Origin of the sequence: Bartonella sp. AP72JLCBS, from assembly GCF_042195705.1 — a bacterium.
Taxonomy (GTDB): Bacteria; Pseudomonadota; Alphaproteobacteria; order Rhizobiales; family Rhizobiaceae; genus Bartonella.
In genome coordinates this window covers 26,966-52,909 of record NZ_JBHIOU010000012.1, presented here as the reverse complement: position 1 = coordinate 52,909, position 25,944 = coordinate 26,966, and the positions used below count along the sequence as shown (strand labels likewise).

The following is a 25,944-nucleotide window of genomic DNA, read 5'->3' as shown; positions in this document are numbered from 1 at the left end:
TCATAAGCATAAAAAGGGTGGTGATCCATGAATTTTATACTCTTTGACGCTCGACAGAGTAAAATGGGCTTAAGAGAAATAAGGGTACCTCTAGCAAACGCGTAAACAAACAACACAATGAAATGTCTATGCTGAGTAAACACTATAGATTATCCATAAAGACCAAACATCCGTCTTTCATAAGATCGCATAACGAACATGTTGCGGAGTGAGATATTTTGCATCTTACAGCTCATTTTTCCCAAATAGATTTTCTCGACAAAAAGAATATTTTTGTTAAGATGCCACTGAAAAACTTACCTTCATTATGTTCTTTCTATATACCAGACCAGAGGGTATCGTGAAGATCGTGCAATTGGGAATAAACAAAAATGAATTTACAACAAATTGAACCTGATATTTTTATCAGCGCCCAAATTAGCATAGAAAATATCAAAACATTGGCACAAGCTGGTTTTAAAACAATTATCTGTAACCGCCCCGATCACGAAGAGCTCCATCAACCTGACTTTTCTAGCATTAAAACGGTCGCAAATGAATATGGCATAAAAGCCTATCACATTCCCATTTCTCCTCCAACTATAGAAAAGTCAGCTGTTGAAGCTATGCAAACAATTTTAAAAACAGCCTCTCTGCCTCTTCTTGCCTATTGTCATCACGGATCACGCTCGCTGCATCTTTATCGTTTAGCGCGTCTTTAAACAGAGGGTTCGCACATTTCCTCCGCACCTTAAAAGACGAAGATTCTTAAATACGCATCGATTTGTAAAAAACAATCTGTCAATAATCTTTGTCTTGCGCCTTTCCCTTGGCTTGCCACTTCATAAAACTCTACAAGCAAGCTTTGCTCCTCAATATACAACAAGCATACACACCCGAAGCCATAAAAATGCGTGAAAATTCATATGATGATCGAAGAAAATTATTTTCACCTCACCTTTTATCACTGCTCCACCTTCTTTTTCTCTTCCTTTACCAATACGAACTCATTCGTACGCCACAGACACCTAAAACGACAGTAAAACCACTAAGAAAACCCTATATTCCGAATAAAAGGCATGCAGAGTATTTTATAAAAAAAGCCGTAAGCCATAATCTATGGTTAACTACAACATATTGATTTATAACAATTAATTATTTTGCACGTTGAATGATAAATCCTAATACCGTAAGATTCTCTCAAGCCTATTTATATTGAAGCAATCAAAAGCGTGTTTCTTGCATGTCACAAGCAGGAAGTGTTCGTGTGAAATAAAACGAGTTAAGAAAAAACTCTCATAAGCGCTCTCAAATAGCCTAGACTGTACAACACTAAAGGCTTGTCAATATAACGGATGGTGTCGGATTGCTCTTTTATTAGGCATAAAGATGATAGCGCTCAACGAAACTTGTATGATACCATTCATGAGAGCCATCATGAAAATGAATATGAGAAGCGTTGAGAGATATTTCTTTAAAAGAAGTGCATAAATTAGCAAAACAAGGATATTCCAGCATTTTATTTTACCTGTGGGACGTGATATCCTATTCAAAGAACAACAAAAGCCTGAAGCTGTTATTTTCATGATTTAAGAGATATTGCTCTGGACCCTTTTGAAAGTGGCAAACCCGAATGTAAAAAAGACTGTCATCTGGACTGATTTTCCCCTTGATAACTTCATATTTTTCCCCAATAAGGCTGTAGATTGATTTCAGAGATTATCCAAATGAATATAGCAATAGACTCTCCCCATCTGGTATACAAAAGCTGTAACAGTAGAGAGAGCACTAAAGCGCCTTAATCCTTATCTCAAACATACTGCTCGCGTTGAGAATCGCTAAACAAAAAGTTTTATGAGAAAAACAACACCATAAAGTCATGAATAGACCGAACATAGATTGGAAAGATGTTCTAACTTTTATCCAATATTTCTATCAAAAAACAACAAAACATTATTGGCTTTGTGTTTTCATATCCTTACAAGACTGTCTTTCCTTTGCATTATAGGCGTTACATTTGTGAAAGACAAAGGAAATATATGGATAGTTTTTAACTTGAAAATCTGAAAGATTGACGTGTTACGACAACAAAATTGTGCCTTTATCCATCAAAAGCATTAGAAATTTTGAAACAATACACCTGCTTTCTCGCAATGATTTCTTTTATCTACAATCAATCGCAGTCTCCTTAATATGCATTCCCCATCACAATATACAAGAGAAACGAAACTTAAAGCATTTTCCAGCAGCTTCATTCTCGTTTACGTGATTGGTTAGCACGAAAACTGCTGCTGACCACTAATCTTCTTCACAAGACTCGACAAACAAAACTTTTGTAAAAATATTCATTACATAATACAAAATATCACATGCGTAAGGTTACACGAACCAACTCTCATCATAAACGATGATACGGCATAAATGACATAATAAGCCAAATTAGAAAAAAGAAACAATAATCTTTTAAAATAAAAAAAGTCATCAATTAAATTTTATCAAACTATAAGCTTAAAATCGCAAGAAATTTTAAAAACAGCCTTTCTCCTTCTTCACGTCTATTATTGCTAAATAGGCTGGTTGCTTATTCTTTACTGCATCTTTTATGACGAGTTTTAACGGATCAGAAAGAAACAAGCAGTAAAGTTTTGAATGACAACAAAAACCATAACGTTAACTTTGAAAAAAATGATGCCAAAATCAGATCTTCAGATATTCGATTCTCCCTCTCAACAACGGAAAAAACATATAATCCACGATGTTTTGGAATATATCTTTGTGATTATAATCACTTTAAGTGCTATTTTTACAGCTCTTCTCTCTTTTTCAGATCAGTTTAGGACATATTTTTAAAAGTAAGCAGCCTATCCAACGTTGATAATGGTTGTACTGTCTTTAAAATTTCTTTTGCTTTTTTTTCATCACGATGCATTTGCGCAATCAAAGGTTCAAGCCCATCAAATTTTTCTTGTCCTCGCAAAAACTGGAAAAAAGAAACGATACAGCTTTCCCCATAAAGGTCGTCGTTAAAGTCAAACAAATAGGTTTCCAAAAGGGGCGCCCCATCCTTAACAACCGTTGGACGACAACCAAAGCTTGCAACACCATCATACAAAACACCGTTCGCACGACGCAAACGTACCGCATAAACACCATGAGCCAAACGAACTTGGGGAGGCAACATTTGATTAGCGGTAGGAAATCCCAAAAGACGTCCAAGTTTTTCACCTTGAATAATATTGGAGCGTATCCGATAGTGATACCCTAACAAATGGGCTGCTTTGTCCACTTCCCCTTGTGAGAGAAGTTGCCGAATAAAACTCGAGGAAATGATCAAAGATTGTGACTCTTGAGGACGAGCAACGCAAGGAACTTGCACAACCTCAAATCCATATTTCTCTCCCCTTTGGCAAAGAAGATGTACATTTCCACTTTTCTGATGACCAAATTGAAAATTTTCGCCTGTCACCACAACTGAAACATCAAAAACTTCCTTTAAAAACGACTTAATAAATTCGTCCGCTGAAAGAGCGGCAAACTGTGCATCAAAGGGCTGTTCAATCACGCCGTCAAAACCAAGGGTTTTAAAAATTTCAGCTTTTTCAGCTGCCTCTGTCAAACGATAGACAGGAGCTGAATGTTGAAAAAAACTTCTTGGATGGGGTTCAAACGTTAAAACAACTGCTGGTTTCTTTTTTATACGGGCGAAATCAAGCGCTTTTTGCAACACCACCTGATGTCCGCAATGAACACCATCAAAATTTCCAAGTGCCAACACTGCTCCCCGCCAAGCCGAGGGAAACATATGAATTCCCTGAAGACGCAAAAAATTAGTCATTACTGAAGTGCCCACATGATTGCTTGTGGTTTATAACCATGACGTTCAAGAAAAGAATGCAAAGCTTGCTTATCAACCACACCATTTTGCGTATAATCATAATGATGAATCCCCCCCATAATATAAAGGGCATCAAGACCAAAGTGAGCCGCCCCCTTAATATCCGTTAAAAGACCATCACCAATAGCTAAAACTTGACTTTTTTCTACTGTTCCCCGTATTTTTTGAAGTTTTTCAAAGGCACATTCATAAATAGGCGCGTGAGGTTTTCCAGCAATGCGCACTTCCCCCCCTAATTGTTGATAAAGACGAGCCAATGCACCAGCGCACCAAAATTCTTTATTTCCATAATGGACAATCACATCTGGGTTCGCACAAATAAAAGGTAAATTCCGCGACCGCATGCGACGAAACATCTCCTCATAAGCAGAGGGTTCTTCGTCAAAATCTTCAAGAAAACCGCTACAGACGACAACAGAAGCCTCCCATTCTTCAACAAATTCACACTCTAACCCTTCAAACAGCACCAAATCACGTTGTGAACCAATGAAAAAAACTTTACGTGGAGCAGTCTGAATGAGATCGCGCGTTACATCCCCTGAAGTGATAATGGCATCATAATAGTCGCTATGAACATTCATGCTTTGTAATTGAGCAGCAACATCTTCCCGTAGCCGAGGAGAATTAGTTAATAAAATGACAGTTTTTCCCATTTGTCGGATTTTATACAACGCCTTCAACGCTGGTTCAAATGCATGTACACCGTTATGCACAACACCCCACACATCACAAAAAACAGCATCATAATGCGCTATAATAGTCTCAATATGGGTAAGTTCATTCATGGAGCACCTATCTCTATTTGTCATTTAAAGCTGTCTTTTACTTCAAAATTACTTACCGAAAGATAATACTTGTGTCATCTGCTTTCTCAAACCATATCCCAACTTTTTATCGTCTATAGAGATCATAAGAAATGATAAAATAACTAAGTTATCATTAAGTTGTGCAAAATTCTAAAATGCTTGATAGCAAAAGCTTATCATTCCCCAATGCTATTTTTCTCATAAAAATTTTAATTCTAACAACAACGACGTTGATAGAGTTTTTTATCTAAAATACTCAAATTCTTCACTGAGAAAATAAACGTATCCCCCTCTTAAAAACATGCATCATGAGAAAGCCCAATATATTTTCTCATTTCAAATTTGTTTATATTGAATCAATCAAAACCTATTCGCTTACATATTATAAGCAGAGAGCGTACAGATAAAAACACGTGAAGAAAGAAAAAATAGCTCTTAGGCTCCCTTTCAAAGGCAAAAACTGTCGTAATATTTTGAACTGGCAGAGAGTATGTGCCGTCTGAGCATCTTTTTTTCAGTAAAGATAGCAATATAGCTTTTATCCCATTCATAGAGGCTTTTACGCTATATACTTTACGAAGCACCATTGTAAAATAGGCGCTAACATTGAGAAATATCTTCTAAAACAAACATGTGAATATACAACAATAAGATCTATAATGTTTTGAGTTTATTTTGCATGAGGGCTCTTTACTCATAAAAGCTTTCCCCTATCATCATGATATCTCAGACGCATCAAAACAAATCATTTTGATTATTGGTTAAGGACAGCACCGTAAGCGGTAACTTGAGCTTAAAAACCAAGGTTTACCTTCGTAAAATGCATATCTGATGTCATGAGTTGAGTAAGCAAACCTTAAAACTTTGAAAGGCAAACAACCTCCTATTTAAAAAAATCTATCCGTCTCAAGAAAAACTATTTTTATTGCCAATCTCCTAAAATTACTTTATGAATCGAAAAATGTTTTGATCGCATACGCAACGATCAAAAGGGGTCTTGAAAACCCGAAACCCTAGCGTAAAAATAAACCCACTATGTGGGTATCCCGGAATTCCGGGAGATTTTGCTATGTCCAGGTGCTCCAAGCACTAAAAGCAAAATGCTGACTAGGGTTCAGTGTTTTCAAGCTCCCGGAATACCAATGCGAGGGCGCTCGCACCTGGAGGGGGAAAATGCAAGCTCAAAATCTTAATATTGATCTTTTTGTAGGCAAAAAAATTCGCTTTAGGCGAAAAGTGCTAAAAATGTCTCAAAAAACATTAGGGCATCATTTAGGTGTCACTTTTCAACAAATCCAAAAGTATGAAAAAGGCTTAAATCGCGTGAGCGCAGGACGTTTAAAGGAAATTTCCGATATTTTGAATGTTCCACTTGCCTTTTTTTACACTGATATCATCAAAAAAGACAACACCCCGTACCATTATGATGAAATCGCCTCGAGCAAAGAGGAATATTTGCTTTTAAAAAGTTTTAGAGTCCTCACATCTGTCAAGCAGAAAGCAATTTTAAACTTAATTTGTGATCAAAATTAAAACGCTTTAAAAGCATAGCTATAGGGTACTACATGCCCTATTCTTGGCTTTCTCCCCACACCCCAAAAGGATGCCCCCCTCAAACCGGTTGATAAACGATCCGCCTTCTCAAAAATAACTCCTTCTCAGCTTCCCATTTCATATGGTTCCTTTCACAAAATTATATAAACAAGCCCTCCCTTGAATATTCATCACACTCTCTTATCAAAACACCCCTATAAAGTTTTATATCTTATATCACCACACCCGCAAACAATAGCGTTTTACAGCACAACAGAATAAGTATTTATCCGTATTTAAAGAGCGGCCCCCTTTTCGCTATGGACGCTCTATTTATTTTAAATGATGTACATTTAATATACCTGCTATTAAAGACTTAGTATCTGTTATAAAGTCTTAAAGGCATATTTTCCCTCTAAAATCTCAATGCTACACCAACTCTACCGTAAGGCAAAACATTGATTTATAAAGATAATTTATTATTTTACATGTTGAATGAGAATCCAGAATATCGTAAGATTCTTTCATTTCAGACTTGTTCCATGTTGAATCAACCAAAACTATATCTCTTGCAGGTTACAAGTGGGAAGAGGCGTATGGATAAAAACTATTAAGTAAGAATTAAAAATGCCTCAAACGAACCGTCTCAATTACCAAGAGCTGTAAGCAACACCCACAAGCTGACAAACTGTGTGATGGTGCAAGGCTTACTCCGTTATGAAGCGTAAAGATGGGGGGCTCAATGGATTTACCCTTATACCCTTTACGAACAGCGTCGCAAAATAGGCTTGGATACCTTAAGAGATGTTTCTATAAGACAATGCTATCCTGTTTTCTCATGATCATAATCCTCAATCTAACAAAGATGAAACAAACAATAGGATTGCGAATATGATTTGGGGAGCTCATCTGAAAGATGAAAAATGATAAAAAAATCCGCTATAACAATTGAAGAAGCGAGCATTCGTTGAGCCGTAACTTCTTTATTTTAGAATTTTTATATCACACTTTACTGTTGAGATGCATGACCACGGTCTGTAACATCAAGCTTTGGCGAGAAAAACATTTCAGTATCTGCTTGTAAAACATTTTGACAGCTTTTAGATTCCTTAACAGCTTGTCCTGAAAGAGAACACTTCGTTCCCCATTCTTCTCTTAATTTTGCATCTTTTTTTAAATCTTCTACGCTATAGGTTTTTCACACCCCACGACGAATAATAGAGTCATGCATAATAAATAATTTTTTTCATTTTACTCCTCTTTAAATACCTTATCTGTTAATATCATCCCCCCAAATGAGGGTTGAATTTTCACACTGTATGAGAATACAGCCTCACTATCACTTGCTTGCTTTCAAAGTGAACACTCTGAGTAAAATAACGCAAGAAGAGCTCACAATAGCCATCGTATGAGTTTGTCATAAAATACAATGAGAAGGGAAAGAGCCCAAACTGAATACAAATGATGAAATCAGAAGACGCATTAATGCTTTTGTCCAACTGATTTCAAATAGTTACATTGCAATAGGCATCGCCCCTAACCCTATAGAAAGCCTATGAGCATTATAATACTTAAGTCTCACGATCAATGGACTATGCAGCCATAACAAAAAAGTATGAGCTCTTTTTACCTATTTGTATGTTGATTATTGTTCCTCCATCGAGGACTAAATAGAAACGTTTTGTGATATATAGAAAACAATCAGCAATGCAAATCATTTTACGAAGATTTCTTCGTGTAGAGTCTATTTGAAATCCATCCATCATTTGGAAGTCTGAATTTAAAAGCAGATAATTATGAAAGCTTTTCAAGGAATGCAACAGATTGATCACTTTTAAAGAAGTAAAAAACGTGATCCAATCCTGAAGACAAAAATTCTGATGAAAAAACTTTTGCTATGAATTCTTTTAAGGCATTGTGAAAGATTTTATCCGTTATATCAAACGTTACACCATTTTGGGGTCTGTTTATTTTTTACTTTTATCAACACCGCTCTAGAAATCCGTTTCTTGAGCGTTTTTTATCGCCTCACTTTCTCCTTCAAACACAAATACTCAAAAATGCTTTGCCACCAACAATGACATTTTCCCGCTTTTATAAAACACATAAGTAAAAATAGAGAAGCGATTTTGAAAGCAACCCTCCCTTGAAAAGGGAAGTACCATCCATTTACTTCATAAACGAAAATAATCTCACCGTTTATTCAAATTTGCTCTACGATTTGGTACAATTTTATTGATAAAGTTTTCTCTATAAAAATTTAAGTAAATATGTTCATTAAAACCAATCATAGACTAGCAAAGGGGTTATAGGATCCATTATCTCGCCGCCATTTTAAAGGTTCAGTGAAATCACTCGACCAAAGACCAATCTTATTGCCACGTGCTTTTTCTTCCGCATGATGATACTGGGCTGGAATAGGATTTTTCTCCTCTTTTGAGAGTACCAACATACCTTCTTTAAGACCTTCCTCAGCTAAATCAACCCCTTGAACAAAACATTGCGCATAATAAACACCATTGTGCATCAAAGCCTGTTTACAGGATAAATCCTGCCCAAGTGTTTTGGTGACAAGCCAAGCCGTTGTAACCGCACCACAGGGCCATTCTTGATCATTTAATCTTGCTTTTTGACGGGGTGCACATGTATCCACACCATAAAGATGAATATCACGGGAGATATGTGAGCGCCAAGATTGTGCAGCAGGCGTCAGTAATTTAAATGTAACCCCACTTGTAACAGAAGCCTTACCATGAAAAACAACAGCATTATTTGCAACATCATTTAATGAAACACTCTTCTGCAAATCGAGAGCTGGTTCATTTTTTTCTAATTGCTGTTTGGTGATAGATCTACCCAACTTTTTTTCTTCTCGATAGAGATCGACAATATCTTGGATATCTTGCGTCTCAAATGTTTTAAGAATGCTGAAATCCATTTTATCTTTATATTGGCTTAATCCCCACACCGTAGCCCCCATAATGTAAATAATAACAATCAATTTAAATAGCATCTCTTAACACGCTCGCTCAAAAAATTCGTTTTTTTCCTATCATGTCAGATTATTGATCAGCAATCCCCTTGTTTTTAAAGAAAAAATCCAAATATAAGTGTTGCAGATTAACTACATTTTGTAAAGAATGATATTCTTTCTTTCATTATTTTAATATTGTTATTTTTACCAATATACACAACTTAAAATTGCCATTTTCATGTAACACAATCTCAATTTGAAAAGACTTCTGTCTCTTTACGAAGAAGAGCTTGAGAGTGAACAGATCCACGATCAAGGCTTTTAAAACAAACAAACGAGAAGAATTAAACTGTCATCAAATGACAGCACTTTCCAGTTTGTTAGAGGCAATGGAATGTCGACATATGAACAAATATTATTTGTTAAAGAGAGGTAAAATGACAGATAATAGATTCCAAAACATCATTTTTATCGTGACCATGCTGCTTTTTACGGCAGTTTTTGTATCTGATTTTTCTTATGCTGCTTCTTCTACTACTGGTGGAGGTGGTCTGGGAAATCTTGATGGTGTTTTAGGCAACATTGTCACAATGATGACGGGTCCAACGGCAAAGCTTATTGCTATTATATGTGTTGCTGCTGTGGGGATTGGCTGGATGTACGGCTTTATTGATTTACGCAAAGCAGCTTACTGTGTTCTGGGGATTGCTATTGTTTTTGGTGCCCCTGCTCTTGTCGGTAAATTAGCGGGCACAACATAAATGAACGAAGATACTCTTTTCCTTGCCTGTACGCGCCCAGCCATGTTTGCTGGTGTTACAATGGAAGCCATGGCGCTCAATGTCATGGCGACATCCATTCTTTTCATTTTGACCAGTGATTTTACCATGTTTGGTCTTGGGATTGGGATACACTTTATTTTGCGAGAAGTGACAAAGTACGATCACAACCAATTTCGCGTATTATTTGCATGGCTCAATACCCGAGGAAAACAAAAAAACCTCAACCGATGGGGAGGAGGTTCAACCTCCCCTTTACGCCTTATCCGCACTTATAAGGAACTAAGCTGAAGGAACGAAATTGGTGAAACAGATGTCAATAATGAAACGGGAAACTTTGCCTGAAGAATATATTCCCTATATACGCTACATCAACCAACATGTCGTTGCTTTAAATTCACGCTGTTTAATGGTTGTGATGGCTGTTGAGGGTATAAATTTCGACACCGCGGATATTGATCAATTAAATTCTTTACACAACCAATTAAACACCCTTTTAAAAAATATCGCAGATGAACGGCTTGCTTTATATTCTCACATCATCCGCCGCCGTGAAACGATATACCCAGAGGGTCATTTTCTTTCATCTTTTGCAACAACATTAGATGAAAAATATAAAAAGAAAATGGTTTCGCAAGAACTGTATAGAAATGATCTATTTATTTCACTGCTTTGGAATCCGGCCGCGGATAAAACAGAAAAGCTGGTTTCATTTTTTCAGCGCTTGAGCAAAGCCAAGAAAACACAATCTGAGCCCGATGAGGAAGCTATTCGTAAACTCGAAGAGTTAAGTCAAGATCTTATGCAAGGTTTGGAAGAATATGAAGTCCGTCTGCTATCCATCTATGAACATGAAGGACTTTTATTTGCCGAACAAAGTGAATTTCTCCACCAGCTAGTGGGGGGAAGACGTGAGCGTATTCCTCTCACATTTGGAACTATTGCTTCAACAATTTACTCGGATCGTGTTATTTTTGGGAAAGAAATTATCGAAATTCGCCATGAAAGCAATGAACGCTTTGTGGGCATGTTTGGATGGAAAGAGTATCCTTCTAAAACACGCCCAGGTATGACTGATGGTCTGCTTACGGTGCCATTTGAATTCATCTTAACACAATCCTTTGTCTTTAAAAGTAAGGCAGCCGCCAGTGCGATTATGAGCCGCAAACAAAATCAAATGATCAATGCAGCTGACCGTGCTAGCTCACAAATCGATGCACTGGATGAAGCGCTAGATGATTTAGAATCAAACCGTTTTGTTTTGGGAGAACACCACATTTCTTTAGCTGTTTTTGCTGATCATCCCAAAATATTGTCTGAAAACTTATCAAAAGCACGTTCCCATTTAACCAATGGGGGAGCCGTGATTGCCAGAGAAGATTTAGGATTGGAAGCAGCATGGTGGGCACAGCTTCCTGGAAACTTTAGCTATCGTGCGCGTTCAGGCGCCATTACCAGCAGAAATTTTGCTGCTTTATCGCCCTTCCATTCTTTCCCTGTTGGCAAACTGAACGATAATGTTTGGGGAGCTGCTGTCGCATTGCTAAAAACACAGGCTGGTTCACCTTACTATTTTAATTTTCATTATGGCGATCTTGGAAACACATTTGTTTGTGGTCCATCAGGATCTGGTAAAACAGTGATTGTTAATTTTCTTCTTGCACAATTACAAAAACACAATCCAACTATGGTTTTTTTTGATAAAGATCAAGGAGCAGAGATTTTTGTACGGGCTGGAGGAGGGAAATACAAACCTTTAAAAAATGGGCAGCCCACGGGTATTGCTCCCTTAAAGGGCATGGAATACACCGAAAAAAATAAAATCTTTCTTCGTAATTGGATCTTAAAGCTGGTGACCGCTGAAGGGCAAATCGTAACAGAAGAAGAGCGACAAGATATCGCCAAAGCCATTGATTCCTTGGAAAATTTACCCCCAACCCAGCGCTCTCTTGGTGCCCTTCAACTGTTTTTTGACAACACATCCAAAGAAGGAATTGCCATACGGCTGCAACGCTGGATTAGAGGCAATGATTTAGGATGGGTTTTTGATAATGATCAAGATGATCTCAATTTAAATGCGCAGTTCATTGGCTATGACATGACCGATTTCTTAGATAATGAAGAAATTCGGCGCCCCTTAATGATGTATCTCTTTCACCGCATTCTTGATTTGATTGATGGGCGGCGCATCATTATCGTCGTTGATGAATTCTGGAAAGCTTTAGAAGATGATTCATTTAAAGCTTTTGCGCAAGATCGGCTAAAAACAATTCGTAAACAAAATGGCATGATGCTCTTTGCAACACAAAGCCCTAAAGATGCTTTGAACTCAACAATCGCGCACACAATCATTGAGCAATGCCCCACCCAAATATTTTTTCCAAATCAAAAAGCAAATTACAATGATTATGTCGAAGCTTTCAAACTTACTGAGCGTGAATTTGAACTGATACAGTCAGAGTTAAGCAGAGAATCCCGTCGTTTTCTCATCAAACAAGGACAAAGTTCCGTCGTTGCAGAACTTAACTTACGTGGAATGAATGATGAGATCGCCGTTTTAAGCGGCACAACAAAAAACATTGAACTCATGAATGAAATTATCAACGAATATGGAGCTGCCCCTGACAAATGGCTGCCCATATTTTATCAAAGGAGAAAAAATCAATGAAAAAATATGGCTTAGTTACACTGTTATCTTTTTCTTTTATTTCTCATGCAATAGCGCAAACAACACCCGATGTAGATGAATATTATAAACAAGCACTCGAGAACACACAAAAATTAGATGCTGCAAAATCAGAAACAGCTGAAAACATTTATAAAAGCGCAACTGAAACTGCAAATAAAATCAAAGAAATAAGTCAACAACTTGAAAATATTAAATCAAAACCAGAAACAAAACCTGAAGAATTGCAAACTCTTCGGCAAGATCTTCAAGTAAAACTTTCTCTTCTTCAAGCCGGTCTTCAAGTAAGTTCTTTAAAACTTCAGTCTCTTGATATGATTCAAGCAAGAGATACGAAGACAAAAGATGAGCTACGTGAAGAAAAGGAACAAAAAAAGCATAAATATCTTGAGGCACAATTAAAAGAAAAAGAAAAACAATTAAAAGAAAAACTTGAAAGTACAAGTACAAATGTCAGACTTTAGTTTTTCTCCCTTTGAAAGCGTTTCTGGGTATATTTTAAAACCCCTTGATAATGTGATGGACACGACGGTGAGTGGGCTGTCTTCTGCTATTTCAGCGCCCTTAAATCTCGCCGCAATCATTTTTATCTTTCTTTATGGCTATAATGTTATGACAGGTCGCGTTGCGCTTTCCATGCATAGTCTTCTCAATAATGTTGTTAAAATCGTTGTTGTTACAACAATGGCAACGAATGCGGATACATTTAATACTTATGTCAAGGATATTTTCTTCAATGATTTATCCAATGCTATTGGGAATGCGCTTAACAGTAATCCTGCAAGCTCCAATGTTTTTGATTATATTTTGTTAAAGGCAAGTTCGCGTTATCAAGAAGTCTTATACAATGCTTGGTTTTTTGAAAAGATCATTGTGGGTCTTCTTGGTTCTATCATGCTTCTCGCGGTTATTCTTTTTTGTATAGGTGGTTTTATTGTGCAAATGTTTGCACAAGTTGCACTCGTCATGATTATAGGTCTTGGGCCTCTATTCATTAGTTTGTATTTGTTCAATGCAACGCGAAAATACTCCGATGCATGGATTACAACTTTGATCAATTTTACCATTTTACAAGTTCTCGTAATCATGCTTGGAACCATTATATGTCAAGTTATCCTACAGGTTCTCAAAGTTTCATATGAATCAATTTACGTTCTTTTTCCCCCTGTCATCGTCATTTCGATCATAGGAGTTATTATCTTCCGTGCGCTTCCTGGTATTGCAACAGCGCTGGCCTCTGGCGGACCATACTTTAACGCTGGTGTCTCTTCAGGAGGACAGATTTTTACAATGCTTTCCAATGGTGCAAGAGCGAGTGGCAATGCAGTAAAAAGTGCCACTTCACAAATCTCAGGAGCTGCCGGTAACGCTGTTAGAAGTGCGGCAGGGGCGGCAGCAAAAGCAGGTAAATCTGGAGGCGGTCGTGGTCGATTTTAAGATAAAGCACCTCTTTAAAAGAATAAGCATTTTTGTTTTTGCCTTGTGTGCGCCCTTTGGCGCACACGCCATGATCCTGTTCCAGATAAGATCTAACATCTTGGGTCTAACAATAAAACCAATCAAAACCTTGCATCACATAAACTTGTAAAAATGTTCAGAACAAAGGCTCTCATGCATTGTATTCCAAGATATTTGTGAGTTCAAAAAATGAAACGAAAAATAACTTTTGTTATGGTCCTAACAATCGCTCTTACTGGTTGTGCCTCTTTGAGTGGCCCTAAAAAACCACCACGCTGTAATGGCAAACATACACGCGCTTTAAATAAAGATAAGTGGAATTGGGACAATAAAAACATTGTCTACCCAGAAAAGAGTGTAAAGCCTGTTACCACTCCCATCATTCTCAATACTTTGGAAAGTGAAAAAGTAACAGCCAATTCAGCTTTATTAAAGCCGGTTATTCATGAAGCACGATCTGATAAAACTGTGGAGGTTATGCGTGAAAAGTGATGCCCTTGAAGAATATATAAAAGAAGCGCGCTCATTTGACATTGATCGCATGCATAGCATGCGCGTGCGGATGAAAATCTCCATGGCTTTAACAGTGCTTTTTGGATTGATGACAATTGCGCTGGCTTTAGCTGTCGCAGCTTTGACACCTTTGAAAACGGTAGAGCCTTTTGTTATCCGCGTTGATAACTCAACAGGCATTATTGATACTGTAAGCGCCCTAAAAGAATCCCCTAACGACTATGATGAAGCGATAACGCGTTATTTTGCCAGCCAATATGTTCGCGCTCGTGAAGGTTTTCAAGCATCAGAAGCAGAAAACAATTTTCGCTTAGTCTCTCTTTTATCTTCTCCAAAAGAACAAAACCGTTTTGCAAAATGGTACGCGGGCAATAATCCAGAAAGTCCGCAAAATATTTATCATAACATGATTGCTACGATCACAATCAAATCAATCTCTTTTATAAGTAAAGATCTTATCCAAGTTCGTTACTATAAAACGATCAGAGACTTGAATGAAAAAGAAAATATTTCCCATTGGATTTCAATCTTAAATTTTTCCTACGTGAACGCACACATTTCAACGTCTGATCGTCTTATCAACCCTCTTGGTTTTCAAGTATCGGAATATAGATCTGATCCAGAGGTGATAAAATGATCAGACTTTTACAAACAATCTCTTTAATTTTTACGATCACTGTCAGCTTTCACACAGCTCTCTCACTTGCGGAAACAGCGCCTGTCAGTGCACGTAAAGATAACCGCATCAGATTTGTCAATTATGACCCCTACAACGTCGTACAAATCATTGGCTCCATTCGCTCTTCGGTTCAACTAGAATTTGCCGTTGATGAAGAAGTAACCTATGTAGGAATTGGAAATTCGGTTGCTTGGCAAGTTGCACCGGCTGGACACTTTGTTTTTCTCAAACCACGTGAAGTTCAGCCTGTGACAAATTTACAAATTGTCACAAGCCGCCAAGATGGAACACAACGCTCTTATCAATTCGAGCTACAAGTCCGTGAAGGCGATGTTTCAGCCGGCAATGAGACGTATTTCTTGGTAAAGTTTCGTTATCCAGAAGATGAAGCCTTACGTAAGAAATTAGCCGAAGCAGAAAAAGAAAAACAACGTGAAGAAAACTTTGTCAATGATATTTTAAATATCCATGAAGATTTTGGACCACGCAATTGGGCTTATGAAGCTCAAGGCTCATCTCTTATTGAACCTGCTTCTGTCTATGATAATGGGAAAACAACAACCTTTACCTTTTTAGGCAACATTGAAATCCCTGCCATTTACATTGTATCGCCTGATGGGCAAGAAGCGCTTATTCCCAAATCGATTAAAGGCAACAAGGTTATTGTTCATGCAACAGCTGCACAATTCACGCTACGACGTGGGAATGAAGTATTGTGCATCTTTAACAAAAGGTTCGTACCAAAAGGAATTAATCCTGAAACAGGTACGACATCACCATCTGTACAACGTAAAGTGAACCTAGGAAGCAGCCATGAATAACACCGTGGATGAAAAAAGCATTAATGATCGCGATACAATAAAAAATGCTCAAGGGAAAAGTCAACAGAACAATGTGGGGAAAGCTATTGCTCTTATTATTCTTTTCAGTGTCTGTCTTTATTTAACCTATTCAACACTTGTTACAGACAAAAAGCAACCAATTGAATCTTCAAAAGAAGGAAAAGTTATAAAACAAACAGAGCTTTTTCGTCCTGCAAAGCCTACCCCTCCCCCCTTTGAACAGCCTCAACGAAATAACGCTCTATTACCAAAAGTCGAGCTACCAACACCAAACATCAATCAATTAAATTCTGATAACTCACTGCTGGAAGCAGCACAACGTGCTCCTGTATTAGCTTATGCAAGTACACAACAAGGCAAAATAGATTCACAAACAAATAATGGTGCTTTGCCTCACCAACTTGAAAGCAAACCTGATGAAACGACACAACGTTTTAATCATCTTCTCAAACCCACAGTGCTTGAAGGTATTCGTGCTTCAACCCTTGGCAATCGAAACTACATCATCGCGATGGGAACTTCTATTCCTTGTATTTTAGAAACAGCCATCAACAGTGATCAACAAGGTTTTGCCAGTTGTATCATCTCCAGAGATATCTTATCAGACAATGGTCGTGTTGTGCTTCTTGATAAAGGCACCCAAATTGTTGGTGAATATCGCGCCGGATTGAAAAAAGGCCAAACACGTCTCTTTGTACTATGGAATAGAGCAAAAACCCCCAATGGTATCATTATATCTTTAGCTTCACCGGCAACGGATGCTTTAGGGCGTTCTGGTATGGATGGAGATATTGATAACCATTGGCTCGAGAGGATTGGGTCTGCGCTTCTTGTCTCACTAATAAAAGATGCAACACACTATGCCAATAAACGTTTATCAAAAAAACAGGAAAAAGAAGAAACTGAAACAATCTCTTCAGGACAAAACATCGCAAACATTCTCGTAGAAAATTACGCCAATATTCCTCCAACATTATCCAAAAACCAAGGGGAAATGGTGAATATCTTTGTTGCCCGCGATTTAGATTTTTCCAGCGTTTATAAATTGAAAGTCATCGAAAACAAAAAACAGATTATCAATCGAGCTGTTTCAAGAAACTTTTACAAAAATTCGGCGGTAACTTTAGAATGAACTCAAACTTACATACCATGAGCGATGAAACCGTTGCGATTGTTCTCACAAAACTTGAACCCATCAGTGCTTTTTTGAAAGATGATAGACTCTTTGAAATTGTTATCAATCGTCCCTATCAAGTCATGACTGAAGGATTTGATGGATGGAAAACAATAGAAGCACCGGGGCTCTCTTTTAATGAGCTTATGGGGATTGCGAAAGTTGTAGCATCCTATTCCAAGCAAAACATATCGGACAAAAACCCAATATTATCTGCAACGCTACCAGGCAATGAGCGCATTCAAATTGTCATTCCGCCCGCTGTCGAAAAAGACACGATTAGTATGACAATTCGTAAACCGTCATCGCAGAGTTTTTCTCTCGAAGAGCTCGCCAAGAAAGGCCTCTTCTCGCTCTGTGAACGGGTATCTTTCACGCCCTTGCATGACTATCATTCTCGTTTTAACGAACTCAAAATCATCGAGCATAAATTAGCCAGTGCCTACTGTAATAAAGACTTTGTCTCTTTTTTAAATCAAGCTGTAGAATGCCAGAAAAATATTTTAATTGCGGGAAAAACCGGTTCGGGTAAAACAACATTATCAAAAGCATTAATCGCAAAAATCCCTCAAGAAGAGCGTATTATCACCATCGAAGACACACAAGAATTGGTGATACCACACCCTAACCATGTCTCAATGTTCTATTCAAAAGATGGACAAGGCTTAGCCTCCGTTGGCCCCAAAGAGTTGCTTGAATCATCTTTACGGATGCGTCCTGATCGTATTCTGTTGCAAGAACTTCGAGATGGTACAGCCTTTTATTATATCCGCAATGTCAATTCAGGTCATCCAGGCTCCATTACAACGGTTCATGCCTCAACAGCCCTTGCAGCCTTTGAGCAGATGACCCTTTTGGTCAAAGAAAGTGAAGGCGGTGGTGATTTAGAGCGTGATGATATTCGAGGACTGTTGATTTCAATGATTGATATCATCATCCAATGCAAACGGATTGAAGGAAAATTTAAAGTCACAGAAATTTATTACGATCCCTTCAAACAACGAAACATCTTTGGAGGGGACTAAAGGAAGATCACACCGGCTGCCAAAGGCTCTTTTAAAGAAACGATTGCAAATAAAAGAAAAAATGCATGAAAACCAAAGAAACAGAAAACAGAGAAAATCTTTTATCGATGACAGAAGAAGAATTGAAAAAACGCCGTGAAGCCGTTGAAGCAGCCATCAGCACCCATGAAATAGAGGGAATAGCGCTTCATCCTACAACACTCAAAATTTTAGAAGAATATGCAAAGGGGAATATTTCACTCGAGGAATTTAATACTCTTATGGACAACACGACATTATAAGGAGGCTACAATGCCAAAAGCAAAAGCAAAGACAAAAAATATACAGACAGTTTCTCCTCATCATTATGTCTACCCAAACACCACAACACTCAAAAATAAATATGGAATAAAAGACTTAAAATCCTTTCTGGAGAAATGCTCGCATGATACAGCAGAAGCAATGGTTAATCTGCGTGAAGCCCCCTTACCAGAAAAATTTGATACCTCCTATCTATGTTCTATTCATCAACATCTATTTAAAAATACCTTTGAATGGGCTGGTCATCTTCGCCATCTCCCCTTTACATTTGAAGATGGCACTACAGCCGCCATGCCCGAAATGAAAAGAACAGGCTGGGAAAATCCTTTTGCACTCGGCGATGAAATCCAAGACGGTTTACAAAAATTAGATCAAACGCTTGCCGAAAAAGATAATTTGCAAGACTTAACGCGTGAGAAATTTAACGCTGAAGCAATAAGCTTATTTAACGCCCTTAACCAACTTCGTCCTTTTAGAGAAGGCAATGGACGTACACAACGGGTCTTTTTTGAAAAGCTTGCTCAAGCAGCAGGGCATCAGCTTGACTTTTCACTTGTTACAAAAGAACGCATGATGCTCGCCAGTGTTGCTGTAGCAGAAAATGGTGATCTAGAACCAATGCAACATCTGTTTGAAGATATCTCTAATCCCAATAAAATACTTCTTTTAAAGGAATTCATGAGCAACATGAAAGAACTTGGGCGCAATGTTAATGATCGTCCCGTTATGGTTGCAAAAGAGGGTGAAACCTACACAGGGATGTATAGAGGTGCTGGTTATGATAGCTTTGCATTCAATGTTAAAGGGGCTTATATCATCGGTAATAAAGAGCATCTCACACAAGAACAACTCAAAACATTAAAACCCGGTGACAAATTTACCTTTACAGTCCCAAAAACAAAAGAGCTTGAAAGCATTCTCATTCCACAAGAAAGATTAGCTCCTTTGACAGAAAATGAAAAAGCCGAAATGATTGCTGAAGATTCTTGCGTACACACAAGCTTAAAACAGATCCAGAAATTGGCAAAAATTGTTTATGGTAACGAAAAAATATTAGACAAACAGATGGTAGAGATCATCAAAAATCCAAGCTTAGGCCAGCAGCTCGCCAACCAGATTGAAAGAGCACCGTACTCTATTTCTCATCTTGCAGGTTTCAGTTTATGTGGACTACAAAATCAGGCACGCGCAAACGCTAAAAATCATCTTGAGATGCTCTGCACTGCCGTTGCAAATTTTGCCCATGCAGTGAGACATGCTGGGAAGGAAATTATGCAAGAACATGCAACAGAACAGAAGCGCCTTGCAACCACAGTAGAAATGCCAAGTCAAAGCTTGCAAGACCTCTTCACCTTGCCAAAAGAATTACAGCAAGAAGCTTTAGCAAAAAATCCTTCACTGCAAAAAGAGCTTACCGACTTTGTAAAAAACATCAATACCCGTCTCTCACAAAATGAACATAAAGCAGTCCAAAATAATGAGTATGAAACACTAGCTCAAAGCATTGGTGTATCAGAAAGTAAAGCTAGGCAAATTACAGAAATTATTAAGCAAACCAAAGAAGTACATCAACGAGCACAAATATGCACAATGCATCGTTCCCAAGCATTTGCTATGGCCTGCTAAGAATAGATAAAACCTTCCTTCTTCATGAGAAGAGCTCATAAACGAAAACTGTTTGGAGCGTTATCTGCACCTTTGCAAAAAAGAAAGAGTGTTAATATCACACACCTAAAAAGAACATTTCGCAGCATATTCTGATAGAATTGAAAGTAAAATATAATGAAATATACCAAAACACAAATGGTACTCATTTTAACCCCTATCGCTTTAGGTGCTTTAACGATATTCCTTGTCCCTCATTTTTTATTGTTTATAACAAATGGACTAAAAAGCGATCAAATTTATTGGACACTTCGTTCTGAGCCTTTATTAGTCTTAGCACTAACGGCTGCTGTTTCATTGTTGTATAGTCTCTCGCAAAAACTGCACCTGCGTAAAATGATCACTTTTGTCTCCGTTGTCTTTTTTGGAACAACCGCTCTTTACTATATTGGTGGTGAAATAAAACGTTTAAGTCCCTATGTTGGCCAACAAGGAATAACATGGGGCTATGCTCTTCAATTCATGGACCCCATGGTTGTTTTTGGCATCATCATTGGTGTTTTTTTTTCCATCATTCAATTCGTAACAACCCTTCCCCCTAAAAGTAAGGTCAAGCGTGCAAAAAAAGGTATTTTTGGTGAGGCCGCTTGGATGAATTTAAGAGATGCAGCAAAAATCTTTCCTGCCAATGGGCAAATTGTTGTGGGTGAAAGATACCGTGTTGATCAAGATAATGTGTGCAAAATTCCCTTTGCACCTGGTAATAAAACAACATGGGGAAAGGGTGGAACAGCCCCTTTGCTAACCTTTAATCTTGATTTTGGTTCAACTCATATGATCTTTTTTGCTGGTTCTGGTGGCTATAAAACCACAAGTACAGTAGTTCCTACGTGTTTAACCTATCCAGGATCTATTGTTTGTCTTGATCCTTCAACAGAAGTTGCCCCAATGGTCAAATTTGCGCGTCAAAAGATGGGGAATAGAAATGTCATTGTTCTCGATCCCAATTCATTTTTAACAAAAAATTTTAATGTCATCGATTGGCTTTTAGACGACAGCGTACCACGCACACAACGCGAAGCGAATATTGTAAGCTTTTCCAAGTTGCTCCTTACAGATAAAAAATCAGACAATTCTTCAGCAGAATATTTCTCGACACAAGCCCATAATTTATTAACAGCTCTTCTTGCTCATGTTGTATTTTCTGATGAATATGAAGATAGCGAGCGCAATTTAAAAACGTTGCGTGGCATTCTCTCTCAATCAGAAACAGCCGTTGTTAATCAATTACGCATGATTCAAGAAACAACACCTTCTCCTTTTATTCGTGAAATGGTTGGTATTTTTACAGAAATGGCAGAACAAACCTTTTCAGGAGTCTATACAACCGCCTCAAAAGATACCCAATGGCTTTCTTTGTCCAATTACGCAGATCTTGTCTGCGGAGATGATTTTTTTTCCTCAGATATTGCAAATGGCAATACAGATGTTTTTCTCAATCTCCCCGCAAGCATTTTAAACAGTTATCCAGCTATTGGACGTGTGATTATTGGCGCCTTTCTCAATGCCATGGTTACAGCAGACGGTAACTATAAAAAGCGTGTTTTATTTGTCTTAGATGAAGTTGATCTTCTAGGCTATATGAATATTTTAGAAGAAGCACGCGATCGTGGACGTAAATACGGTACATCCTTAATGCTTTTTTATCAATCCTCTGGTCAGTTGGTCAATCACTTTGGAGAAGCCGGAGCACGCTCATGGTTTGAAAGCTGCTCTTTTGTCAGCTATGCTGCCATTAAAGATCTCCAAACTGCCAAAGACATTTCAGAACGCTGTGGTCAAATGACCGTTGAAGTAACCGGAACGAACAAATCAAGAGGCTTATCTTTAGGAAAGAGTTCATACAACGTCAATTACCAACAAAGAGCCCTGATTTTACCCCATGAGGTTATTCAAGAAATGCGTCAAGATGAACAAATTATTCTGATGCAAGGACAACCCCCTTTGCGATGTGGACGCGCCATCTATTTCAGAAGAAAAGAAATGTTAGCCGCAGCTGCAAAAAACCGCTTTGCTCCACAAAAGAAAAACTAAAAAACACCCTCTAATGGAGGCCATGCATCAAAACAAAAACATCAAAGGATAAAAGCAGAGATTCTATCTCATAAAAGCCTATAAAGAAGGAATTCCCGCTTGATACAACAAGAAAAATATGGGGAAAAGTCTTTAAATGATGGTATTATGCCTGTGCTTACCAATGCCAACTTTCTTTATAAAGCACTCTCCTCATCTCCAAATAATAAATACCAATCATATCTATGCCTTGAGAATCCTATCAGGAAACTTTTGAAGGCACCGCTTTTATAGGGAAATTTTTCTACAAAAAAATTAAAAGACAATATGCATGAAAACAACCCAAATGAACCATTCTCTCTCAGTAAAAGAAAAAAGTGCCAAGATAAAGATTGATACACTCAAAAACACCTACGAATTTGAGGGATTTTTTCCTCACCCAAGTCTCAACATCTCAAAACAATATGCGTGGGGGATTTTCAAACAAAAAGTTTAACACACTCTCATAGACAATGTAACATTATAAGGAATGTAACAATGCCCAAAGCAAAAGAAAAAACAAAAGGAATTCCCTCACCCCATAATTATATCTATCTTGGTACCCAAATTCTCAAAAATAGATATGGAGAAACAGATTTAAAACGCTTTCTGGAAAAATGCTCACATGATAGGCAAAAAGCCATGATCAATCTGCGTGCAGAACCCCTGCCAGAATATTTTAATTCAACTTATCTATGCCATATCCACCAACAATTGTTTAAAAATACCTTTGTATGGGCTGGACATCTGCGCCATATCCCCTTCGCATTTACAGACGATAGCATTGCCGCCATGCCAGAAATGAAAAGAATGGAATGGGGCAATAATTTTGCAACCGGTGAAGAAATCCCTGAACTCTTACAAAAATTAGATCAAACGCTTGCCGAAAAAGACAATTTGCAAGGCTTAACACGCGAAGAATTTGTCAAGGAAGCAACGAGTCTATTTTATTCTCTTCACAAAATCCACCCATTCATAGATGGCAATGAGCACACAGAACAAGTCTTTTTTGAAAATCTTGCCAAAGCTGCAGGACATCAGCTTGACTTTTCGCTTGTCACACAAAAACGTATGATGGCTGCCTGTAGCGAAGCAATGCAATATAGCAATACACAACTGTTGAAAGATCTTTTTGAGGATATCTCCAATCCCCCCAAAATACGTCTTTTAAAAGAATTTATGGACCACATAAACAATACGGGACGCAACGTGGATGATCGCCTTGTTATAGCAACAAAGGCAGGAGAAACCTATATAGGAACTTATAAAGGTTGTTATTCAGAAGGTTTTATACTCGATGTGCAAGGAACTTACATCATTGGTAGCAAAGATGATCTCACACCAGAACGATTAAAAACACTAAAACCTGGTGATATCATTACCTTTACCGCCCCCAACAGCAAAGAGCTTGAAAACACGCTTATTCCAAAAGAAACATTAGCGCCTCTCACAAAAAGTGAATGTGCCAAAACAGTTGCGCTAGATAGTTACGTTCTCAAAGCTCAAAAGCAAGTCCGAGCTTACGCAAAAACTGTTTATGGTGACGCAAACGTATTAAACGAACAGATAGAAGAGATTATTAAAAATCCAGAATTAGGCAGACAGTTTGCTAATCAGATTAAACAGGCACCGCACTCTGTTTCTCCTCTTGCAGGTTTTAGTATATGCGGTCTACAAAATCCGGCACGTGTACACGCTCGAAATTATCTTGATGTGCTCTCTCTTGCAATTGAGAATTATGTGTATACTGTAGAAGCTACCTATAATATAGTCACTCGAGACCATAAAATTAAACAAGAACGCCTTGGAAAAGCGGTAGAGAATCCCAGTCAAAACTTGCAAAATATTTTTGCTTTATCACCGGAAAAACAAAGAGAAATCTTGTCTCAATCTCCTCAATTACACCAAGAGCTCCGTACTTTTATAAACAGTTTAGAACATCGTCTCTCATCAAACGAATGTAGTGCGATCACAAACAAAGATTATGAAACACTTGCACAAAGTATTGGTATATCAGAACAGAAAGCACGAGAAATTACCGACATTGTTCAAAAAGCAAGGAACACTCATAGCCAATTCTACACACGCACACAAAATCGTTCAAATACACTTGCTATGGCCAACTAAAAAATATGAAACTTTGTTTTTTTGATTTAAACACCTATGTGGAAGAGATATTTTAATATTCTTATCATACATGCAAAAAACAGACTACTTAAGCGCCCTACCACCAATTTTGCACATAGCATATACACCATATCCAAAGCAATTGGACAGGATAATTGTTAATTCCTTTTAAACGTCATGATTACTACTGACGAAAGCTACAAAAGCCTATTTTATTTGTCTTAGATGGAGTCGATTTTCGTGGTTATATGAATATTTTAAAAAGAGCACTCATTTTACCCCACGAAGTTATCCGAGAAATGCGTCAAAATGAACAAATTATTCTGATGCAAGGCTCCCCTTCGCGATGTGGTTGCGCCATCTATTTCAGAAGGAAAGAAATGTTAGCCGCAGCTGCAAAAAACCGCTTTGCTCCACAAAAGAAAAACTAACTTCCTATTATGAGATCTTGACTATGAAAAGACCAACCACAAAAACAACATACATTTCTATTTTTTAAAAACCCGTTAACAAAAAGTTTTTGACCACTTCTTCATACATAAGGAAAACATGATAAAAAATCCGTGTTTTTTCCTTTTTGTATTTTGTGTATCGTTTTACCAATACCCATCGTCTTTACAAGAAAGTCCCCCCCTCAAATCACCTATAACCAAACCAACATTTCCACTTGAGAGCGTCCTGCAAATACATTCCTACAAAGCTTTTTGTTTATAATTTATCCCCTACAAACAAGCAAAAACATTTCACAACGCTAATCACCAATATCAAGACTTAAAAAAAAACGGTTGATCTTTGAGACAACAACTCTCAAAACACCTACACTCAAGAACATCGATTTTTTCCCAAAAAATATTTAAGATATACATCAAAATGAATAAATCATTCTTATACAAGCTTTTCCCCCTTTACGATATCATAAAGTGTTCTATTTTAATGATAAAGCGCTGAAAAAGGCTTTTCTCCCCAACCAAAGAAAGGGTTTCCTCTCTTATGGATCTTAAAGCAGCGCAATATAATAAGAGCAACAATACAAAAATAAAAAACATTTTGTTGCAAAAATACACAAAAGAGATGTTCGTATGGCAAGATATTCATATGGAACAATAAGAAAAACATAATGGAGAAAAATTTTTGATGACTGCTTTTGCCCATAGATTCACCAATCTGAGAGCTGTGTATGAAAAGTACCAGCACCATCCGCTAACCAAGAGCGATTACACCCGCTATATCCACGCTCCTCATCAAAGCGCTCTTGCAAACAACTTTGTTAAAGGAAAAAAACAACAATTTTAAGCAACATTTTTCTTTTTGACCTCTTCCTTACACCTCAAAGAACGAAGATTTTACCCAGAGTCAATTTATAGAAAATCCATTTTCTGACTACTTATGGGATTCATATCAGCGTCCTAAATACCAGCATTTTACAGTACAAGATAATAAACAAAGGAAACATCAGA

The 25,944-nt window shown here is 37.7% G+C and carries 20 protein-coding genes and 2 pseudogenes; 18 read left to right on the top strand and 4 right to left on the bottom strand.

Features of this window, described 5'->3' with window-relative positions; translation table 11 throughout:
* The first annotated feature begins 371 nt into the window (after positions 1 to 371).
* A complete protein-coding gene (locus tag ACFILO_RS07330; protein WP_375613563.1) occupies positions 372 to 701 on the top strand; it encodes a TIGR01244 family sulfur transferase in 330 nt (109 codons plus the stop codon).
* Between the two features lie 2,111 nt (positions 702 to 2,812).
* Here the strand turns inward: ACFILO_RS07330 and ACFILO_RS07325 are convergent.
* Complete coding sequence (locus ACFILO_RS07325; protein WP_375674947.1) at positions 2,813 to 3,814, bottom strand: bifunctional riboflavin kinase/FAD synthetase; 1,002 nt, start codon at positions 3,812 to 3,814, stop codon at positions 2,813 to 2,815.
* A complete protein-coding gene (locus ACFILO_RS07320) occupies positions 3,814 to 4,659 on the bottom strand; it encodes a TIGR01459 family HAD-type hydrolase (RefSeq protein WP_375678067.1) in 846 nt (281 codons plus the stop codon). The genes ACFILO_RS07325 and ACFILO_RS07320 overlap by 1 nt, the downstream gene beginning before the upstream one ends.
* A 1,194-nt stretch (positions 4,660 to 5,853) precedes the next feature.
* Between ACFILO_RS07320 and ACFILO_RS07315 the strand changes: the two genes are divergently transcribed.
* The gene (locus ACFILO_RS07315; RefSeq protein WP_375613566.1) at positions 5,854 to 6,213 is read left to right on the top strand and encodes a helix-turn-helix domain-containing protein; all 360 of its coding nucleotides are present in this window, start codon (positions 5,854 to 5,856) and stop codon (positions 6,211 to 6,213) included.
* Between the two features lie 1,009 nt (positions 6,214 to 7,222).
* Here the strand turns inward: ACFILO_RS07315 and ACFILO_RS07310 are convergent.
* Together ACFILO_RS07310 and ACFILO_RS07305 are read right to left on the bottom strand one after the other, a co-directional pair.
* A pseudogene (locus ACFILO_RS07310) lies at positions 7,223 to 7,351 on the bottom strand (hypothetical protein); the annotation flags it as partial.
* Positions 7,352 to 8,500: 1,149 nt separating this feature from the next.
* Positions 8,501 to 9,226 carry a thermonuclease family protein gene (locus tag ACFILO_RS07305; RefSeq protein WP_375678066.1) on the bottom strand — a complete coding sequence of 242 codons (726 nt, stop codon included), beginning with the start codon at positions 9,224 to 9,226 and terminating at the stop codon, positions 8,501 to 8,503.
* Between the two features lie 398 nt (positions 9,227 to 9,624).
* Here ACFILO_RS07305 and ACFILO_RS07300 point away from each other — a divergent pair, with 398 nt between their 5' ends.
* The 16 genes and pseudogenes from ACFILO_RS07300 (at position 9,625) to ACFILO_RS07225 (ending at position 25,780) form a co-directional block, all read left to right on the top strand.
* Positions 9,625 to 9,948, top strand: coding sequence for a TrbC/VirB2 family protein (locus ACFILO_RS07300; protein ID WP_375613587.1), 324 nt, complete (start codon positions 9,625 to 9,627; stop codon positions 9,946 to 9,948).
* Positions 9,949 to 10,257: a type IV secretion system protein VirB3 gene (locus tag ACFILO_RS07295; protein ID WP_273723684.1), complete on the top strand. Its 309-nt coding sequence runs from the start codon at positions 9,949 to 9,951 to the stop codon at positions 10,255 to 10,257.
* A gap of 22 nt (positions 10,258 to 10,279) precedes the next feature.
* Entirely contained in the window at positions 10,280 to 12,634 is a 2,355-nt protein-coding gene (locus tag ACFILO_RS07290; protein WP_375612194.1) for a VirB4 family type IV secretion/conjugal transfer ATPase, read from the top strand.
* Positions 12,631 to 13,116, top strand: a complete 486-nt coding sequence (locus ACFILO_RS07285; protein ID WP_375632457.1) for a type IV secretion system protein VirB5 — start codon at positions 12,631 to 12,633, stop codon at positions 13,114 to 13,116. Before ACFILO_RS07290 ends, ACFILO_RS07285 begins: the two co-directional genes overlap by 4 nt.
* Positions 13,103 to 14,089 (top strand): type IV secretion system protein, encoded by a 987-nt coding sequence (locus ACFILO_RS07280; RefSeq protein ID WP_375610597.1) that lies wholly within the window; start codon positions 13,103 to 13,105, stop codon positions 14,087 to 14,089. Before ACFILO_RS07285 ends, ACFILO_RS07280 begins: the two co-directional genes overlap by 14 nt.
* 210 nt (positions 14,090 to 14,299) lie before the next feature.
* Positions 14,300 to 14,602 (top strand): type IV secretion system protein VirB7, encoded by a 303-nt coding sequence (locus ACFILO_RS07275; protein ID WP_375610598.1) that lies wholly within the window; start codon positions 14,300 to 14,302, stop codon positions 14,600 to 14,602.
* A complete protein-coding gene (locus ACFILO_RS07270; RefSeq protein WP_375610599.1) occupies positions 14,556 to 15,260 on the top strand; it encodes a virB8 family protein in 705 nt (234 codons plus the stop codon). The genes ACFILO_RS07275 and ACFILO_RS07270 overlap by 47 nt, the downstream gene beginning before the upstream one ends.
* Positions 15,257 to 16,123 (top strand): P-type conjugative transfer protein VirB9, encoded by an 867-nt coding sequence (gene virB9 / locus ACFILO_RS07265; protein ID WP_375612192.1) that lies wholly within the window; start codon positions 15,257 to 15,259, stop codon positions 16,121 to 16,123. The genes ACFILO_RS07270 and virB9 overlap by 4 nt, the downstream gene beginning before the upstream one ends.
* A complete protein-coding gene (gene virB10 / locus ACFILO_RS07260) occupies positions 16,116 to 17,276 on the top strand; it encodes a type IV secretion system protein VirB10 (protein ID WP_375632458.1) in 1,161 nt (386 codons plus the stop codon). The genes virB9 and virB10 overlap by 8 nt, the downstream gene beginning before the upstream one ends.
* Complete coding sequence (gene virB11, locus ACFILO_RS07255; protein ID WP_375653214.1) at positions 17,273 to 18,343, top strand: P-type DNA transfer ATPase VirB11; 1,071 nt, start codon at positions 17,273 to 17,275, stop codon at positions 18,341 to 18,343. The genes virB10 and virB11 overlap by 4 nt, the downstream gene beginning before the upstream one ends.
* A 65-nt stretch (positions 18,344 to 18,408) precedes the next feature.
* Positions 18,409 to 18,624: an antitoxin VbhA family protein gene (locus tag ACFILO_RS07250; RefSeq protein ID WP_375653220.1), complete on the top strand. Its 216-nt coding sequence runs from the start codon at positions 18,409 to 18,411 to the stop codon at positions 18,622 to 18,624.
* A 10-nt stretch (positions 18,625 to 18,634) separates the two neighbouring features.
* Positions 18,635 to 20,269 carry a BID domain-containing T4SS effector gene (locus ACFILO_RS07245; protein ID WP_375653226.1) on the top strand — a complete coding sequence of 545 codons (1,635 nt, stop codon included), beginning with the start codon at positions 18,635 to 18,637 and terminating at the stop codon, positions 20,267 to 20,269.
* Between the two features lie 156 nt (positions 20,270 to 20,425).
* Complete coding sequence (gene traG, locus ACFILO_RS07240) at positions 20,426 to 22,342, top strand: Ti-type conjugative transfer system protein TraG (protein WP_375632461.1); 1,917 nt, start codon at positions 20,426 to 20,428, stop codon at positions 22,340 to 22,342.
* Between the two features lie 516 nt (positions 22,343 to 22,858).
* Positions 22,859 to 24,487: a BID domain-containing T4SS effector gene (locus ACFILO_RS07235; RefSeq protein ID WP_375621529.1), complete on the top strand. Its 1,629-nt coding sequence runs from the start codon at positions 22,859 to 22,861 to the stop codon at positions 24,485 to 24,487.
* A gap of 248 nt (positions 24,488 to 24,735) precedes the next feature.
* A pseudogene (locus tag ACFILO_RS07230) lies at positions 24,736 to 24,918 on the top strand (type IV secretory system conjugative DNA transfer family protein); the annotation flags it as partial.
* 703 nt (positions 24,919 to 25,621) lie between these two features.
* Positions 25,622 to 25,780: a hypothetical protein gene (locus ACFILO_RS07225; protein ID WP_375646909.1), complete on the top strand. Its 159-nt coding sequence runs from the start codon at positions 25,622 to 25,624 to the stop codon at positions 25,778 to 25,780.
* The last annotated feature ends 164 nt before the right edge of the window (positions 25,781 to 25,944 follow it).